This is a genomic window from Geomonas sp., from assembly GCF_035254065.1.
Lineage (GTDB): Bacteria > Desulfobacterota > Desulfuromonadia > Geobacterales > Geobacteraceae > Geomonas.
The window spans coordinates 1-16,199 of record NZ_DATFBA010000228.1 but is presented as its reverse complement, the minus strand read 5'-3'; the positions used below and the strand labels follow the sequence as shown (position 1 = coordinate 16,199).

Annotated in this window: 15 protein-coding genes; 14 read left to right on the top strand and 1 reads right to left on the bottom strand. The window is 62.0% G+C overall.

The genetic code is table 11. From position 1 onward, the window contains the following. The 12 genes from VJ604_RS10815 to ftsH form a co-directional block, all read left to right on the top strand. A partial coding sequence (locus VJ604_RS10815) for a hypothetical protein (RefSeq protein ID WP_324082373.1) occupies window positions 1-208 on the top strand: 208 nt, incomplete at its 5' end. Then, window positions 137-1,253, top strand: a protein-coding gene (gene prfB / locus VJ604_RS10810) for a peptide chain release factor 2 (RefSeq protein ID WP_324082370.1) whose coding sequence is annotated in 2 segments (ribosomal slippage) — window positions 137-205 and window positions 207-1,253 — 1,116 coding nt in all. Because the reading frame shifts where the segments join, the coding sequence is not laid out codon by codon here. The genes VJ604_RS10815 and prfB, both read left to right, overlap by 72 nt. Window positions 1,254-1,264: 11 nt before the next feature. Beyond that, entirely contained in the window at window positions 1,265-2,074 is an 810-nt protein-coding gene (locus VJ604_RS10805) for an NlpC/P60 family protein (RefSeq protein ID WP_324082369.1), read from the top strand. 173 nt (window positions 2,075-2,247) lie between these two features. Beyond that, on the top strand, window positions 2,248-3,489 hold the full coding sequence (locus tag VJ604_RS10800; RefSeq protein ID WP_324082368.1) for a DUF1015 domain-containing protein: 1,242 nt from the start codon (window positions 2,248-2,250) through the stop codon (window positions 3,487-3,489). Window positions 3,490-3,582: 93 nt separating this feature from the next. Continuing rightward, on the top strand, window positions 3,583-4,050 hold the full coding sequence (locus tag VJ604_RS10795; RefSeq protein WP_324082367.1) for an FKBP-type peptidyl-prolyl cis-trans isomerase: 468 nt from the start codon (window positions 3,583-3,585) through the stop codon (window positions 4,048-4,050). 91 nt (window positions 4,051-4,141) lie between these two features. Further along, window positions 4,142-5,083, top strand: coding sequence for a hypothetical protein (locus VJ604_RS10790; RefSeq protein WP_324082366.1), 942 nt, complete (start codon window positions 4,142-4,144; stop codon window positions 5,081-5,083). Window positions 5,084-5,170: 87 nt separating this feature from the next. Further along, a complete protein-coding gene (locus VJ604_RS10785) occupies window positions 5,171-6,454 on the top strand; it encodes a class II fructose-bisphosphate aldolase (protein ID WP_324082365.1) in 1,284 nt (427 codons plus the stop codon). Between the two features lie 78 nt (window positions 6,455-6,532). After that, window positions 6,533-6,907: a PilZ domain-containing protein gene (locus VJ604_RS10780; RefSeq protein WP_324082364.1), complete on the top strand. Its 375-nt coding sequence runs from the start codon at window positions 6,533-6,535 to the stop codon at window positions 6,905-6,907. Beyond that, window positions 6,900-7,691: an HD domain-containing protein gene (locus VJ604_RS10775; RefSeq protein ID WP_324082363.1), complete on the top strand. Its 792-nt coding sequence runs from the start codon at window positions 6,900-6,902 to the stop codon at window positions 7,689-7,691. Before VJ604_RS10780 ends, VJ604_RS10775 begins: the two co-directional genes overlap by 8 nt. Before the next feature lie 85 nt (window positions 7,692-7,776). Next, entirely contained in the window at window positions 7,777-8,760 is a 984-nt protein-coding gene (locus tag VJ604_RS10770; protein ID WP_324082362.1) for a Tim44 domain-containing protein, read from the top strand. Window positions 8,761-9,221: 461 nt separating this feature from the next. After that, window positions 9,222-10,094, top strand: coding sequence for a CRISPR system precrRNA processing endoribonuclease RAMP protein Cas6 (cas6, locus tag VJ604_RS10765; protein WP_324082361.1), 873 nt, complete (start codon window positions 9,222-9,224; stop codon window positions 10,092-10,094). Between the two features lie 171 nt (window positions 10,095-10,265). Beyond that, window positions 10,266-12,113: an ATP-dependent zinc metalloprotease FtsH gene (gene ftsH, locus VJ604_RS10760; RefSeq protein WP_324082360.1), complete on the top strand. Its 1,848-nt coding sequence runs from the start codon at window positions 10,266-10,268 to the stop codon at window positions 12,111-12,113. A 74-nt stretch (window positions 12,114-12,187) separates the two neighbouring features. On the opposite strand, the gene VJ604_RS10755 is transcribed toward ftsH, so the two are convergent. After that, window positions 12,188-12,352 carry a hypothetical protein gene (locus VJ604_RS10755; protein ID WP_324082359.1) on the bottom strand — a complete coding sequence of 55 codons (165 nt, stop codon included), beginning with the start codon at window positions 12,350-12,352 and terminating at the stop codon, window positions 12,188-12,190. A 416-nt stretch (window positions 12,353-12,768) separates the two neighbouring features. On the opposite strand from VJ604_RS10755, the gene malQ reads away from it, so the two are divergent. After that, window positions 12,769-14,268 (top strand): 4-alpha-glucanotransferase, encoded by a 1,500-nt coding sequence (gene malQ, locus VJ604_RS10750; RefSeq protein WP_324082371.1) that lies wholly within the window; start codon window positions 12,769-12,771, stop codon window positions 14,266-14,268. A 142-nt stretch (window positions 14,269-14,410) separates the two neighbouring features. Next, window positions 14,411-15,691 carry a homocysteine synthase gene (locus VJ604_RS10745; RefSeq protein WP_324082358.1) on the top strand — a complete coding sequence of 427 codons (1,281 nt, stop codon included), beginning with the start codon at window positions 14,411-14,413 and terminating at the stop codon, window positions 15,689-15,691. The last annotated feature ends 508 nt before the right edge of the window (window positions 15,692-16,199 follow it).

Below are 16,199 nucleotides of genomic sequence, written 5' to 3'. Positions count from 1 at the left end.
CCCCCCTTTATCAAGGGGGGGACCTGTCACCGGGGCATTACTACACCTAATAGACAACCATGCCCCGCACCTCGTTCCCTCTCCTTCAAGGAGGGCCAGGGTGAGGATGGGGCAGAAATCAGTAAAGGAGCAAACGATGTTCAGAGAAGAGATTGCCAAGATCGAAGGGCTCGCCGAGCGTATCAACAAGCTCCGGGGGTCTCTTTGACGTAGAGGATAAGAAGGAGCGGATGCAGGAACTCGACGAGCTCACCAACCACCCCGAATTCTGGAACGACGCCGAGAAGGCCCAGAAGGTGCTCAAAGATCGGATGGCAATGGAGAAGGACGTGACCTCCTGGGAGAGCCTGGACCGCCAGGCCCGCGACATCCGCGAGCTGATCGAGCTGGGGAGCGAGGAGCAGGACGAGGAGACCCTGGCCGAGGTGGCCAGGATGAACGCCGAGCTGGAGGCCGGGGTCACCCAGGCCGAGTTCCGCAGGATGCTCTCCGGCCCGCACGACGCCTCCGGCGCCTTCGTCTCCATTAACGCCGGCGCGGGCGGCACCGAGTCCCAGGACTGGGCCGAGATGTTGCTCAGGATGTACCTGCGCTACTGCGAGAAGAAGGGGTGGAAGAGCGAGATCACCGACTACCAGGCCGGCGAGGAGGCCGGGGTGAAGGGGTGCACCTTCTCGGTCACCGGCGAGTTCGCCTACGGCTACCTCAAGGCGGAAGCGGGCATCCACAGGTTGGTGCGCATCTCACCCTTCGACAGCAACGCCAGGCGCCACACCTCGTTCGCCTCGGTTTTCGTCTTCCCGGTGATCGAGGAGGACGATATCGACGTGAAGATCGCGGAGAGCGACCTCAGGGTGGATACCTACCGCTCTTCGGGTGCCGGCGGCCAGCACGTCAACACCACCGACTCCGCCATCCGCATCACCCACCTGCCCACCGGCATCGTGGTTGCCTGCCAGAGCGAGCGGAGCCAGCACATGAACAAGGCCACCGCCCTCAAGGTGCTCCGTTCCAAGCTCTACGAGATGGAGCTGCGTGAGCGGGAGGCCAAGGCGGCCGACATCGCCGGGGAGAAGAAGGAGATCGGCTGGGGAAGCCAGATCCGCTCCTACGTGCTGCACCCCTACAAGATGGTCAAGGACCTGCGGACCGGAGTGGAGAGCGGCAACCCCGACGCCGTGCTGGACGGGGCGCTGGAGGATTTCGTGGTCCCCTACCTGATGGGCGTGCGGCGGGAGACCAAGGATATATAAAGGAAAGTTAGATGTTGAAAAGCATAAAAATCTCCACCATTTGTCTCGTCCTTTTCGCCTCGGTCGCCACCGGCTGCGCGGCTGAGCGCGCTGGGCTGAAGAGTGTCGGTTTCGCCATCCAGGTGGGCGCCTTCTCCGACGTCCGAAACGCCGAGCGGATGACCAAAAAGCTGCAGGAGCAGGGGATCGAGGCGTTCTACTTCAAAAGGGAGAACGGCATCTACGCCGTGCGTTTCGGCGATTTCGAGCACCGGGAACAGGCCCGGCTGACCGCCCTGAAACTGCTGAAGAGCCGCACCATCACCAAGGACTACTTCATTGCGGCGCCCCAGCGCGATATCGCGGTCGCCACCCGCCAGCCATCCCTCGAGAAGGCGCCGGAGCCATCTTTGAGCAAGCCTCCCAAGGTGAAGAAGCGCGAAACGCAGCCGCCGCGCCGTGACCGGAGCGACATGGGGGGCATTGCCGCCCGCACCGCTGAGCGCTTCGTGGGAATCCCCTATCGCTGGGGTGGCGACACCGTGGTGGATGGCATGGACTGCAGCGGCTTCGTCCGGGCCGTCTACAACTTGTGTGGCGTCAACATCCCGCGCACCTCCCGGGATCAGTACCGGGTGGGCGACGTGATCGGCAAGGATGAGCTGAAAGACGGCGACCTGGTCTTCTTCGGCGCCTCGGTGGACGAGATCTCCCACGTCGGCATCTTCGTCGGCAACGGCCGTTTCGTGCACGCACCGCGCCGGGGGGACGACATCAAGATCTCCACGCTGGACGATCCCTACTTCGTCAAGCGGTTCGTGGGCGCCAAGAGATATTTCTAGCGCAGGCAGTAGGTGATTAAAGTGTTCTCAGGAAGGTGCGCAACTGGTTGACACGGCATCTTTAAACATGTATGAACGCATAGCTGGGAGATAGTCGTAAACATCGACGGTCCATCTTGGACCGTTCAGCTCCGTGGGGCGCCGCGGAGCTTAAGAAAGAGACAGGAGCAGTAATGGCATTTATAAAACCTTTCCGAGGGGTGCGCCCCCAAAAGGAGCTCGCCGAGCAGGTGGCGGCTCTTCCCTATGACGTAATGAACACAGAAGAGGCCATGGAAATGGCCGCAGGCAACGAATTCAGCTTTCTCCATATCTCCCGCCCGGAAATAGACCTCCCCGCCGGGACCGACGTCCACTCCGACATCGTCTACCAGAAGGGCCACGACAACCTGGCTGCCATGCTCTCCAAGGGCGTGCTCCTGCAGGACGAGGGCGACTGCTACTATGTCTACCGGCAGAAGATGGCGGGCCTGACCCAGACCGGCCTGGTGGTCTGCGCCGGCGTCGACGACTACCAGACCGGCGCCATCAAGAAGCACGAGCTTACCCGGGCGGACAAGGAGGAGGATCGCGTCCGCCACATCGACCTCCTCAACGCCAACGACGAGCCGGTCTTCTACACCTACCGCAACCATCCCGAGATAACGGCCATGGTCGCCAGGGCCACCGAAGAGGCGCCGCTCTACGATTTCACCACCGGCGACGGCGTCTCCCACACCCTGTGGTCGATCACCGACCGCACCGTGATCGATGCACTCACCAGGAGCTTTGCCGCCATCCCGACCCTCTACGTTGCCGACGGCCATCATAGAAGCGCCGCCGCCAGCCGGGTGCGGGACCTGCGCAAGAACGCCAACCCGAAGCACACCGGAGTCGAGGAGTACAACTTCTTCCTTACCGTCATCTTCCCCGACAACGAGATGACCATCATGCCGTACAACCGGGTGGTGAAGGACCTCAACGGCCACACCGTCGCCGAGTTCATGGCGCGGGTTGCCGACCGTTTCGATGTCACCCCGATCCAGGGGGCGCTTTCTCCCAGCGAGCGCCACCAGTTCGGCATGTACCTTTCCGGCAAGTGGTACCAGCTGGTCGCCAAGGAGGAATCCTTCAACGAGTCCGACCCGGTAGGTTCCATGGACGTGTCGATCCTGCAGGACAACCTGCTCAGCCCGGTCCTGGGGGTACGAAACCCGCGTACCGACCAGCGGATCCATTTCGTGGGCGGCATCCGCGGCGTGGGTGAACTGGAGCGGGTGGTGGATGCCGGCGAGTTCCAGGTGGCCTTCTCGCTGTTCCCGACCTCCATTGAGGAGCTGATGTCGCTGGCTGACCAGGACAAGATCATGCCCCCCAAGTCGACCTGGTTCGAACCCAAGCTGAGGAGCGGCCTGTTCGTCCACCTGTTGGACTGAGGCCGAAGGCTCAGCACGCTCGTTACCAGCTGGAAGTAAGCACCATGCACAGAGAATAATGCACAGAAAAAAGCAGATGGAGGATATAGAGTAATGCGTAACGTCGAGAAGATCATAGTTTTGCTGCTGCTCATCGCGGCGATCTCGATCCCGGCCTGCTCGCAGAAAGAGGTCACCGCCGCCCCTGAGAAGACAGCCGAGGCGAGCGCGGTGGTCGGGGCCGTCAAATTGCCTTCCGGGCTTTCCTATACAGATATCGTGAAAGGGACCGGCGATGCGCCGACCTCCGGCAAGGGTGTCTCCGTCCGCTACACCGGCTGGCTGACCGACGGCACCAAGTTCGACTCCACCGAGGGCAAAGGCGCCCCCTTCTCCTTCACCATCGGCCGCGGCGAGGTCATCCCGGGTTGGGACGAGGGGGTCATGAGCATGAAGGTGGGGGGCAAGAGGAAGCTCGTCATCCCGCCGCAGCTTGGCTACGGCTCCTCCGGTGCTGGCGGGGTGATCCCCCCCAACGCCACCCTGATCTTCGACGTGGAACTGGTTAGCGTCGAGAAATAGCAGCCTCGCAGCGCGCTTGCAAAGGCACCCCCATGCAGTACATTTGTGATCGGTTTTTAGCCGTCCAACGTCTGCTTTCAGGAGGTGTCACATGCGTCCAGTCCCGCTGCTGGCCTGCCTGCTCGTCCTCGCCGTCTGCCGCCCCGCTCTGGCAGCGGATAAGAAGGTGACCTTTTTCCTGGATGGCGCCCGCCTCGAAGAGGAGGTCCCCGCCGTCAAGGGGTACCTGGAATACTGGCTCCCCGACTCCGCGGTGGTTTCTTCCTTACGGGTGAAGCCAGTCGCCACCGGCAAGGTGCTCAGGGTGGAAGTGGTGCCCGCGGAACGCGACCGCCGGCGGGCGCGCGAGATCGCCAAGCTGGAAGAGCGAAAGAGCGAGCTCAAGGACCGCCTTGAGACCCTCTCGCGCCAGGAGGAGATTTTCAGCGCGGCGCTGAAGTCGCAAAGCGGCAAGGCGCCCAGGAAGAGCCGGACCAATCCCGACCCGGTCCAATCGCTTCGAGATGGAACGGCCTTCGCGCTGGGCCAGTTGGAGGCGGTCTACCGCGGCCAGCGCAAGTGCCAGCGGGCCATCGACGACCTGGACCGAAAGATAGCCGCCGCCAGGAAGGGGGCGGCGCTGGCGAAGGTATGGATGACTGGAACCAAGGTGAACGTCTCCTGCCTCATCGGCGACCGGCGCTGGTCACCAGGCTACGACTTTCGCTGGTCCGGCGATAACGGTGGCGAGCTGCTGCTGCATGCCAGAGTGCCGGCCCCCGAGAAGCAGGTAATCTACCTGGTTTCCAACGGCACGGTTTCGGAGGACGCTCCCGCCGTGGCGGTGCGTGGCGAGTATCCGGTCATCGCCCGCTATCCGCTGACCCTGCAAAGCGGGGGGCGCGGGAAGCAGCGTCCCATCTCCTTCACCTTCAAGCAGATCGAAGCCTCCCTGCCGCCGGGCGAGGCCTCCGCCTTCTGGGAGGGGGAGTATCTGGGCAGCGGCAAGTTCTCGGGAGGCGCCTCCTCAGAGCTCTCCATCGGCGCCCCGTGAAGTTTCCTTGCCTTTAAAACATTAAGATGCTATAACGTTTCTGCCAATGAAATGTGAGGCCCATAAAATCACCGAGAAGGAGGAGTTATGCCGGCAACAGCTTCGGATTTTGCAAAAGCACTCGAAATCGGCCGTCCCCCCAACGTAGCCAAACTTTTCCCCAACTCCAAGGCGCTGCTGGTCAGCGGCAAGGTGATTGACCGCGCCATGAACGCCAAAGGTCACGCCCTGGCGCTGGCCGCCAACGGCAGGAACCACTTCGTGATCCGCGGGGTGCTGGCCGCCGCTCAGCGCGCCAACGCGGCGGTGATCATCGAGATCGCCAAGTCCGAGGGGGGGCAGAAGGCATACTGCCCGGTCAACTACTGGAACATCGCCCGCCAGGTGGACGCCGTCGCCAACGAGCTCGGCATCACCATCCCGGTGGCCATCCACGCCGACCACTACGGCATCAAGAACGCCAAGGACGTCGAGGCCGCCAAGATCGAGATCCCCAGCATCTTCGACGCCGGCATCACCTCCATCGCCATCGACGCCTCCCACCTCCCCGACGAGGAGAACCTGCTCGCCAACCTGGAGCTGAACCAGTTCATCCCAGCCTGGGCCGGCCTGGAGACCGAGGTGGGCGAGATCAAGGGTAAGGAGGGGCTCTCCACCACCCCCGAAGCGCTCTTCCTGATCAAGGGTCTGAACGCCCACGACATCTTCCCGGACTGGATCGCGCTCAACAACGGCACCACCCACGGCATCGAGGCTTCCGACGCCGGCATCCAGGTCGACCTGACCGCCGAGATCCACGAGGCCATCAAGCCCTACGGAGTGAACGGCGCCCAGCACGGCACCTCCGGCAACTCCTACGACCGCCTGCGCCAGATCGCCCAGAAGACCCGCACCACCAAGGCCAACGTTGCCACCGCCCTGCAGTTCGTCTCCTGGGGGCTGGAGGTCAACGAGTACGGCAACGCCAAGCTGGACGGCGACGGCAACTTCATCAAGGTGAAGGGCGAAGGGATGACCGAGGAGCTGTGGGCCGAGATGGTCGCCTACGCCGAGTCCAAAGGGTGGAAGAAGGGTGACTACAAGAACCTCAACCTCCCCTTCGAGAACAAGCTGCTCGCCCAGCCCAAAGAGGTCCGTGACCGGATGTCCAAGCGGGTCGAGGAGTTCGCCTACAACCTGATCGCCGAGGTCTTCAACTCCAAGGACACCGCGCCGCTCGCCATCGAGGCCATCGTCAAGGCCGGCTCCTACGATGTGGGGCCCAAAGGGAAGCGGATCGAGAACCCGGCCGAGTGGACCAAGGAGAAGCTCCCCCTGCAGGCCAAAGGGCTCTCCAAGGACAAGGGGCCGGCCGGCAACTTCGAAGACTAGCCGCTCTCGGGCTGCTAGCATGTATAATGAAAGGGGGCTTCGGCCCCCTTTTTTAACAGGCAGGGCAAGGGGGAGATCATGCAAGAGAGGCGAAACTTTTCCCGCGTGGAGTTCCGGGTTTCCGCGCTGCTGCAAAGCGACGGGGTGGCGCTGAAGGGCGAGGTGAAGGACCTGAGCCTGCACGGGCTGTACCTGGAGAGCAAGGAGATCCTGCCGCCGGGAACGCCGGTGGAGATCACCATCTACCTCTCCGGTGCGGCCGAGCCCATCGTCATCAACGTGAGCGGCAGCGTGGCCAGGCTGGTCCCCGGGGGGATGGGGTGCGTCTTCGACAAGATGGACGCCGACTCCTTCGCCCACCTGCGCAGCATCATCTCCTACCAGGTTTCCGACGAGTCTAAGGTGATGGCGGAGTTCGCCGAGTACCTGGTCAAGAAGGGGAACAATGGCTGACCTCGTCCTGCCGGAGTTGGCACCGCTGCATGCCTGGTTCGATGCCTACTGCGCATCCTTCCGAAGTGATGACCCTGAACTGCAGCGCAATTTCGACCTGAAGGAGATCCACACCCGCAAGGTCTGCGAGGCGGCGCGGCTGATCGCCGGAGATGAAGACCCGCGCCGGCTGATGCTCGCCGAGACCGCCGCCCTTTGCCACGACCTGGGGCGCTTCCCCCAATTCCGCGAGTACCGCACCTTCAAAGACTCCGACTCGGTCAACCACGCCCAGCTCTCCGCCGAAATCCTCACCCAGCGGCCGCTTCTGGATTTTCTCGCCAAGTCCGAGCGGCAGGCGGTGATCACCGCCGTCCGTCTGCACAACGTCTTTCAGATCCGGGCCGGATTGGAGCCCCAGACCGATGACCTCTTGAGGATCGTGCGGGATGCGGACAAGGTCGATATCTGGCGGGTGTTCATCGAGTACTACAACGCGCCGCAAGCCGAGCGCGCCTCCGGGGCCGGCCTTGGCTTCGCCGATCTCCCCGTCTGTTCGCCGGCCGTGCTGGCCGCGCTTGCCTCGGGAGAGCTGGTGCAGCTCTCCAGCCTGGAAACCCTCAATGATTTTAAACTGCTGCAACTTTCCTGGCTTTATGATATTAATTTCCGGAGTACCCTGCGGCTGATCAAGGAGCGCGGGGTGCTTGAGCAACTCGCTGCCACGCTTCCCAAGGAGGGACCGGTTCTCGAGGCTCTCTCCTCCGTTTTCGGCTACCTGGAACGGCGGCTCTCCGCCGTCTGATCTGAGGGCTCGAAGCCGCCAAAGCGGCAGCATGTTTTCCTGAAAGCGCAGCATTTTTCCAGCGCACACTGAAAGGAGCACCATGATGAAGAGACGTCTCGCGTTGTTCACCATATTGGCCGCTTTCCTGATGGCCGGCCTGACCGTCGTCGACCAGGACGCGCACGCCCGCGCGGGCGGCAGCCGTTCGTCAGGGAGTCGGGGGACGAGGAGTTACATGACTCCCGCCGCACCCCCCTCCCAGTCGCCGACCAGGCAGTACGCGCCCAGTCAGCCGTCGGCCCAGCCGTATCAGCGCCCCTATCAGCAGCCCTACCAGCAGCCGGCAGGCGGAGGCTTCTTCCGGAACTTCCTGGGCGGCATGGCCGGAGGTTTTCTGGGGGGGATGCTGTTCAGGTCGCTCGGCTTTGGCGGCGGTTACGGCGGCGGCGGGGGAGGCATCGGGATCTTCGAGATCCTCCTGCTGGCCGGCATCGCCTACCTGATCTTCAAATTCGTGACCAGGAACAGGCAGCGTGCCGAGGGGTACGATGACTCCGGCCGGGTCATCAACATGAGCGACTACCAGCGGGTGGACTCCGGCTACGGCTATGGACAGCCGCAGGTGGTCGACGCGCGGGGTGAGGTCGAGGAGGGGCTATCCTACATCCGGCAGATGGACCCCGGCTTCGACGAGCGGCGCTTCAACGACAACGTGATGGACATCTTCTTCAAGATCCAGGGCGCCTGGATGAACCGCGACCTGTCGGGGGTGTCGAACCTGCTGACCGAGGAGATGCGGCGCATCTTCCAGGGGGACATCGACACCATGCTGCGGGAGAAGCGGGTTAACCGTCTGGAGAACATCGCGGTGCGCAGCGTGGAGATCTCCGAGGCGTGGCAGGAGAGCGGGCAGGATTACATCACCGCCATGATCTACGCCAATCTCCTGGACTACACCACCGACGACACCACCGGCGCAGTGCTGGAAGGGAGCAAGACCGATCCGGTGAAGTTCGAGGAGTACTGGACCTTCACCCGCCCGGTGGGCAACAACCCCTGGAGGCTGAGCGCGATCAACCAGAAGTAGAGGCGGGAGGTGGGCTCGCGTAGTGACCCGGATGCAGTTACCGATGGCCCTTTCGAAAGAGAGGGCCATTTTGCGTCCATTCCCCCAACTCTTCTCCGCCTTTTCTGTCTCTCCCTCTCCCTGCGTACAGGGGCCGGGGTGAGGGAACCTGCAACAGGGCACAATGGGTCCGGAAGTGACTGAAAGGCCGTTCACCCTGAGCCTGTCGAAGGGCGTGGAACTCTTACGGCTTTTAAGCCGGAAAAGGTCGGGGCTCGTACTTCGACAGGCTCAGCACGAACGGTTCCCCCTCTCCCGACTTCTCTCAGCTCCCTTGCCCATTCAGGATAGTGATTGGGGTGACGGGCCATCGCTTAGGCGAGCTAGCCGCCTGGCAGTCGAGCGCCTTTGGTGTCGTAGCCAGCCAATTACCTGTTGCTTCCCCGTCCCTCCACCGGTTATAAAGGAGGCGGGAGACCGCCGTGGAACTGCACTTCGTAAAACTCGTCTTCACTTTCACCCTTAAGGCCGACCTGTCCGACCCGTACCTGCTGTTCGGCTGCCGGGCCCAGTTCGATGCCGCCTTCCGCAACGCCGTCGGCTGCCGGCGCGGGGACTGCACTGGCTGCCGGCAGGGGGAAGGCTGTCCCTATCCTGCCAACTTCGGACAGACGCTGGCACGGGATCCCGATGCCGTCAGGCGCCACCAAAAGCCACCGCTCCCCTTCGTGTTCTCTTTCCCGCTCCTCCCCAAGGTGCCTAATCGCGGCGCCACCCTCACTTGTTCGCTGCAGCTCTTCGGCAACGCGGTCCTGTATGCTCACCATTACGTCAGCGCAGTCCGGCTGCTCATGGGAGGGTTGGGCGCCTCCGTTAGCGCGGTCGAGGCAGAGTGCCCCGGCGGGGACAAAACTCCTGTGAACGACGTGGCGCAACCGGCCCTGCCGCTTTTGAGCGGTCTCGATCCCACCGGAGCCGGGCCCCTTTCCCCTGACGGCCTCTCCATCACCTTCACCACCCCCCTGAAGCTCATGAGCGAGGGGCGCCTTATGAAGCAGGTCAGCTTCGCCAATATCGCCCGTGCCCTGATGCGTCGGGTCTCCGCCCTGGCCTATTACTATGAGGGAGCGGAGCCAGAGCTTGATTACCGCTGGCTTTCCCAGCGTAGCGACTCCGTGCAGATCGCATCCTCTGACTGCCGCTTCCTGCTATGGGGCGGCCGTCCCGCCGGGATCTCCGGCACCCTCAGCTTCAGGGGAGAGCTGGAGCCTTTCCATCTCCTGCTGCAGTTGGGCCTCGCGACCCAGTTGGGCAAGGGGGCCTCCTTCGGTTTCGGCGCCTACCGGATCGACTGATCTCCCCGATCTCGGCCACCGCCCCTGCGCCCAATCTGTGGGCGACGGCCGATGCAACCCCCCTGCCAGTGCCCGCCATTCTCGTCTTTCCGCCGCCCGCTTTTCTTGTATTGCCCCCCAACTCGGTTAGAATACAGTGAGACCGGTTAATTGCATTGGAGGGGCCTTCTCATGGGGCAGACAATCTGGAAGCCGCTGCTGATAACTGTCTTCCTTGTGCTGATGCTCGACCTCTTTTACGGCAGCTTCGTGAAACAGACCGCGGAGCGTGGCGCAGAGATCAGCTACAGCCAGTTCAGGGACCAACTGGCGGCCAATAACGTGAAGAGGGTCACCCTCAGGAGCAATAACGTCAGAGGCGAGTTCCGCGCTCCCGTCAAGCTCCCCCCCGCTCCCGATCAGAAGGTCCCTCCGGCAGATACCACCTCGTTCAGCACCAACGTCCCCGCCATTGGCGATCCCACGTTGCTTCCCGAACTCTCCGCACGCAAGGTTGACGTTAGCGCGGTTCCCGCCGAGACCTCCGCCGCGGGGAGCGTCTTCTTGTACCTGCTCCCCTGGTTGCTGATCATCGGCGTCTGGTGGTTCGTCGCCCGGGGTGTGAAAAACCAGGGGCCCGGTGCCATGATGGGGGGCTTCGCCCGATCGGGAGCCAAGGCCTATACCTCGGAGAAGATCGACGTTACCTTCGTGGACGTGGCGGGGATGGAGGAGGCCAAGCAGGAACTGCGCGAGGTGGTGGATTACCTGAAGGAGCCGAAGAAGTTCGAGCAGATCGGCGGCAAGGTCCCCAAGGGGGTCCTGCTGGTCGGCCCGCCGGGGACCGGGAAGACGTTGCTGGCCCGCGCGGTGGCGGGTGAGGCGGGAGTACCCTTTTTCTCCATCTCGGCGTCCGCCTTCATCGAGATGTTCGTGGGGGTGGGGGCAAGCCGGGTGCGGGACCTTTTCTCCAGCGCCCGCAAGGTGGTCCCCTCCATCATCTTCATCGACGAACTCGACGCGGTAGGGAGAAGCAGGGGGGCAGGCTTCGGCGGCGGGCACGACGAGCGGGAGCAGACCCTCAACCAGCTCCTCTCCGAGATGGATGGTTTCGACCCGCACACGGAGGTGGTGGTCATCTCGGCCACCAACCGCCCCGACGTGCTCGATCCCGCTCTGCTGCGGCCGGGGCGCTTCGACCGGACCGTGGTCATCGAGCGCCCGGACTGGCGCGACCGCGAGAAGATCCTGAAGGTCCACACCAGGAAGATCCCGCTGGCAGCGGATGTCGACCTAGCCGTGATCGCCAAGGGGACCCCCGGCATGACCGGGGCGGACCTGGAGGGGTTGGTCAACGAGGCGGCCATTTTGGCGGCGCGGGAAAACAAGCTGGTAGTAGGCCTGGATGAGCTGGAGCGCGCCAAGGACAAGATCCTGATGGGAGGCGAGCGCCACATGGTGATCTCCGACGAGGAGAGGAGGATCACCGCCTACCACGAGGCGGGGCACGCGCTGGTGGCGCGCCTTTTGCCGAGCACCGACCCGGTGCACAAAGTGACCATCCTGCCGAGGGGGCGGGCCCTGGGGGTGACCCAGCAACTCCCCGAGGACGACCGCTACCACTATCCGCGGGCCTACCTGGTGAACCGCCTGTGCGTGGCGCTGGGGGGACGGGTGGCGGAACGCCTGGTATTCAATGATATCTCCACGGGAGCCCAGAGCGACCTGAAGCATGTCACGGAACTGGCCGAGAAGATGGTCTGCCAGTGGGGGATGAGCGAGAAGATTGGACCGATGACCTTCCCCAGGGGCGAGGAGCACCCCTTTCTCGGCATGAAGCTCGCCGAGGAGAAGACCTTCTCGGAAGAGATGGCCTGGCTGATCGATCAGGAGATAGCGTCGCTCATTCGGGCAGCGGAGGGGAGGGCGATAGAGCTGGTGGGCGCCAACCGCAATAAGCTCGACGCACTAGCCGCAGCACTTTTGGAGGAGGAGACTCTGGACGGTGAGCGGGTGGACGAGATCCTGGCGGCGGCTTGACAAGAAGTGAACAGCGGGCGTGAGGCAGCGAACGGGTCGCCGCCGGAAAGAAGTAGCGGGGAGAGCCGGGGGCGCTAGTAGATGATGATGTACCCTTTCTTGGTGGCGATGCCGGTGATCTCCAGGGTGTCCTTGATCTTGAAGGTTTCCCCGTCCAGGGTGAAAACGTAGCCGCCGTCGCCGTCGGGGACGGCCAATTCCAATAACGACTCGAAGCTTGCTGTCTTGATAGTATCCATGGCGCGGAATATACCATCAAAACATCTGCCGGTAAAGCCCCTCACTCTTTGCATTACAACTTTTTTATGTCATAGTACACTCTGCTCAAAAACGCCATCCGACCTGGTACGGTTTCCACTCCATTCTCTGCTCGATACGAACTGCCACAGGCTTTCCGCTGACAGTATCCGGCGGAGTCCCACGCTTACTTCAAAGCAGGGAGTTGCATTAATACCTTCGCGTTCGATTTTTCTCCTTGGAGGAAATGACCTTGCCCGACGATCCCCTGTTGCCAGCGGCTGAAGTCGACACGGTGTCTGAACCTGCCGGCTCTTACATCGTCCCAGTGCCGGTGGAGGAGGCCGATCTGTTTGCGGCGGGGATGGAGATGACCGACCCGGCGCCGGTCGGAAATTTAAATACTATAGAGGTGGTTATGCCCAGAAAAAGAAAGAGCGGAATCCTCCTGCACCCCAGCTCCCTTCCCGGGCCCGGCGGTATCGGGTCCTTCGGAGAGGAAGCCCGCCATTTCATCGAGTTCCTGCACAAGTCCGGTCAGTCCCTCTGGCAGATCCTCCCGCTGGGGCCGACCGCCTACGGCGATTCTCCCTATTCCTGCTATTCCGCCTTCGCAGGGAACCCCTTGCTGATCAGTATCGAGGCGCTGCTGGACGAGGGGGACCTGACGTCTCAGGATTTGAAGCCAGACCTCCCTCACGAGCGGGTCGATTTCGGCGCCACCGCACTTTACAAGATGGGGCTTTTGCGGGAGGCTGCCGCCCGCTTCTTTGCAGAGGCCCCCCGCAAGAGGATGGAGGAGTTCTGGCATTTCTGCGATACCACCTTCTGGCTGCACGACTACGCCCTGTTTATGGCAGCCAAGGATTTCTTCCAGGGCAAAAGCTGGAATGCCTGGCCCGACCCGCTGGCCAGACGAGAACCTGACGCTCTCTCCAGCTGGAGTGAAAAACTGGGGTCGGCGATCGGTGAGCAGAAGTACTTCCAGTGGCAGTTCTACCGGCAGTGGAGAAAGCTCAAGGCTTTCGCCAACGTGCTGGAGATCTCCATCGTGGGCGACATGCCGATCTTCGTGGCCTACGACTCTGCCGATGTTTGGGCCAATCCGCATCTCTTCCACCTGGACGAGAAGGGAAAACCCATCGTAGTCGCCGGGGTGCCACCCGACTACTTCAGCAAAACGGGGCAGCTGTGGGGAAACCCGCTCTACAATTGGGATCGGATGGCGAAGGAGGGGTACAGCTGGTGGATCGCCCGGATGCGCAACGACCTCTCCCTTTACGACATGGTCCGCATCGACCATTTTCGCGGCTTCGAGGCGTTCTGGGAGATCCCGGTCTGGGAGAAGACCGCCATCAACGGACGCTGGACCAAGGGGCCGGGCGCCGACCTCTTCAACGCGCTTCGTAACGCGCTCGGCAACCTCCCCATCATCGCCGAGGACCTCGGGGTGATCACCGGGGAGGTCGAGGCGCTGCGGGACCAGTTCGGCTTCCCGGGTATGAAGATCCTGCAGTTCGCCTTCAGCTCGGGACCGGATAACCCCTACCTGCCGCACAACCACGTCAGGTCCTGCGTTGTCTACACGGGTACCCACGACAACGACACCACCGCCGGCTGGTTCGAGGGACTGAAGCCGAAGGAGCAGAAGGCGGTGCTGGCCTATTTCGACCGGGACAAGGAAGATATCGTCTGGCAGATGATCAAATGCGCGCTCAGTTCGGTCGCCGACTACGCGATCATTCCCATGCAGGATCTGCTGGAGCTCCCCAGCTCTGGCCGGATGAACGTCCCGGGGGTGGCGGGCGGCAACTGGAGCTGGAGGTGCCCGTCCGACGCCTTCACGGGAAAACTCGCCGGCAAGCTCGCCAAGGCAACCGAGCTCTACGGCCGGCTGCCGGTAAACCGCGTCCGCTGACTCCGCTGGAAGATCAGATTATCCAAATCCGTTAAGTCAACTTTTGTTCTGTAAATTTGTTGACAGATGCGGTACCGTTTTGTATAGATTCTGAAGACGATTCTTTATCAAAACGGTTTTATAATGCGGAGGAGAGCACGATATGTCAGAGAAGTCCCATGGATTCAATACCCTTGCACTTCATGCCGGCCAAGAGGTGGACCCCGCGACCCTGTCCCGCGCGGTGCCCATCTACCAGACCTCCTCGTATGTCTTCAAGAGCGCGGAACATGCCGCCAATCTCTTCGGTTTGAAGGAATTCGGCAACATCTACACCCGCCTGATGAACCCGACCACCGACGTGCTGGAGAAGAGGGTGGCCGAGCTGGATGGCGGCGTCGCTGCCCTGGCGGTCGCTTCCGGGCAGGCTGCCAGCACCTACGCGATCCTCAACATCGCCAGCGCAGGCCAGAACATCATCTCCACCAGTTATCTCTACGGCGGCACCTACAACCTGTTCCATTACACGCTCCCCAAGTTGGGGATTACCGTTAAGTTCGTCGACTCCTCCGACCCCGAGAACATCCGCAAGGCGATCGATGAGAACACCCGCTGCGTGTACAGCGAGGCGATCGGCAATCCGAAGAACAACGTGGACGACTTCGAGGCCATCGCCAAGGTCGCCCACGACGCAGGCATCCCCTATATCGTAGACAACACCGCGGCCACCCCGTTTGTTTTCCAGCCGCTCAAGCACGGCGCCGACATCGTGGTCTACTCCCTCACCAAGTTCATGGGGGGGCACGGTACCAGCATCGGCGGCTGTGTGGTGGACGGCGGCACCTTCCCGTGGAACAACGGCAAGTTCCCCGAGTTCACGGAGCCGGACCCCTCCTACCATGGCCTGAAGTTCTGGGACGCCCTGGGCAACATCTCCTACATCATCAAGATGAGGGTCGAGCTTTTGAGGGACATGGGCGCCTGCATCTCCCCCTTCAACTCCTTCCAGATTCTGCAGGGGCTCGAGACGCTCCACGTCAGGATGCAGCGCCACGTGGAGAACGCCCAGAAGGTCGCCGAGTGGCTGGAGCAGAGCCCGCTGGTGAGCTGGGTCAACTATCCGGGCCTGGCGAGCCATAAGGACCACGCCAACGCCAAGAAGTACCTGAACGGCTACGGCGCAATCATCGGCTTCGGCATCAAGGGAGGACTGGAGGCAGGCAAGAAGTTCATCGACAGCGTCAAACTCCTCTCGCATCTGGCTAACATCGGCGACGCCAAGAGCCTCGTCATCCATCCGGCGTCCACCACCCATCAGCAGCTCTCCCCCGAAGAGCAGCTCGCCACCGGCGTCAGCCCCGACTTCATCAGGCTCTCGATCGGCATCGAGGACGTCAAGGACATCATCGCCGACATCGACCAGGCACTACAGGCGGCGCAATAACCGTAGCCGCATCATAGCGAGAAGAAACTGCCCGTGGCGCTACCGCTCCGGGCAGTTTCCTTTTATGAGACAATCACGTTCCCCCCTTGTCAAAGGGGGGGCAGGGGGGATTTGCCTTTAGCTCTGGTTCTGTGTTCCTTCCCATGTTGGCCGACTCACACCATAAACCAAAACTAACCATAAAGGCGTTGACGCTGCGAAAGCCTTTTGCTATAAACACACCTCGCTGCTGACCGGGGCACCTCAGTTGAAGAATTCGGTGGCAGCGACGAAAGAAAAAGAGTTGACAGCGGTAATCGGCTCTGCTATAAAGTGTGACTTCGCAGCAACGCTCTTTGCAAAACCAAAACCTCGGGAGTACAAATGGTTACTCGACCCAGTCAAAGCCAAGACGGCTGTGACTGGTGAAAGAAAGCCAGAAACTGAAAAACTTTTGGTTGACAGTCAACTCCGGTTGGTATAGGGTGCAAAGTCTGCCGCGACGAACGGCTTGGTCTTTGAAAACTAA

Coding starts and splice junctions, on each gene's coding strand:
- VJ604_RS10805 (WP_324082369.1), top strand. CDS start 1,265: ATGTTGAAAAGCATAAAAATCTCCACCATTTGTCTCGTCCTTTTCGCC.
- VJ604_RS10800 (WP_324082368.1), top strand. CDS start 2,248: ATGGCATTTATAAAACCTTTCCGAGGGGTGCGCCCCCAAAAGGAGCTC.
- VJ604_RS10795 (WP_324082367.1), top strand. CDS start 3,583: ATGCGTAACGTCGAGAAGATCATAGTTTTGCTGCTGCTCATCGCGGCG.
- VJ604_RS10790 (WP_324082366.1), top strand. CDS start 4,142: ATGCGTCCAGTCCCGCTGCTGGCCTGCCTGCTCGTCCTCGCCGTCTGC.
- VJ604_RS10785 (WP_324082365.1), top strand. CDS start 5,171: ATGCCGGCAACAGCTTCGGATTTTGCAAAAGCACTCGAAATCGGCCGT.
- VJ604_RS10780 (WP_324082364.1), top strand. CDS start 6,533: ATGCAAGAGAGGCGAAACTTTTCCCGCGTGGAGTTCCGGGTTTCCGCG.
- VJ604_RS10775 (WP_324082363.1), top strand. CDS start 6,900: ATGGCTGACCTCGTCCTGCCGGAGTTGGCACCGCTGCATGCCTGGTTC.
- VJ604_RS10770 (WP_324082362.1), top strand. CDS start 7,777: ATGAAGAGACGTCTCGCGTTGTTCACCATATTGGCCGCTTTCCTGATG.
- ftsH (WP_324082360.1), top strand. CDS start 10,266: ATGGGGCAGACAATCTGGAAGCCGCTGCTGATAACTGTCTTCCTTGTG.
- VJ604_RS10755 (WP_324082359.1), bottom strand. CDS start 12,352: ATGGATACTATCAAGACAGCAAGCTTCGAGTCGTTATTGGAATTGGCC.
- malQ (WP_324082371.1), top strand. CDS start 12,769: ATGCCCAGAAAAAGAAAGAGCGGAATCCTCCTGCACCCCAGCTCCCTT.
- VJ604_RS10745 (WP_324082358.1), top strand. CDS start 14,411: ATGTCAGAGAAGTCCCATGGATTCAATACCCTTGCACTTCATGCCGGC.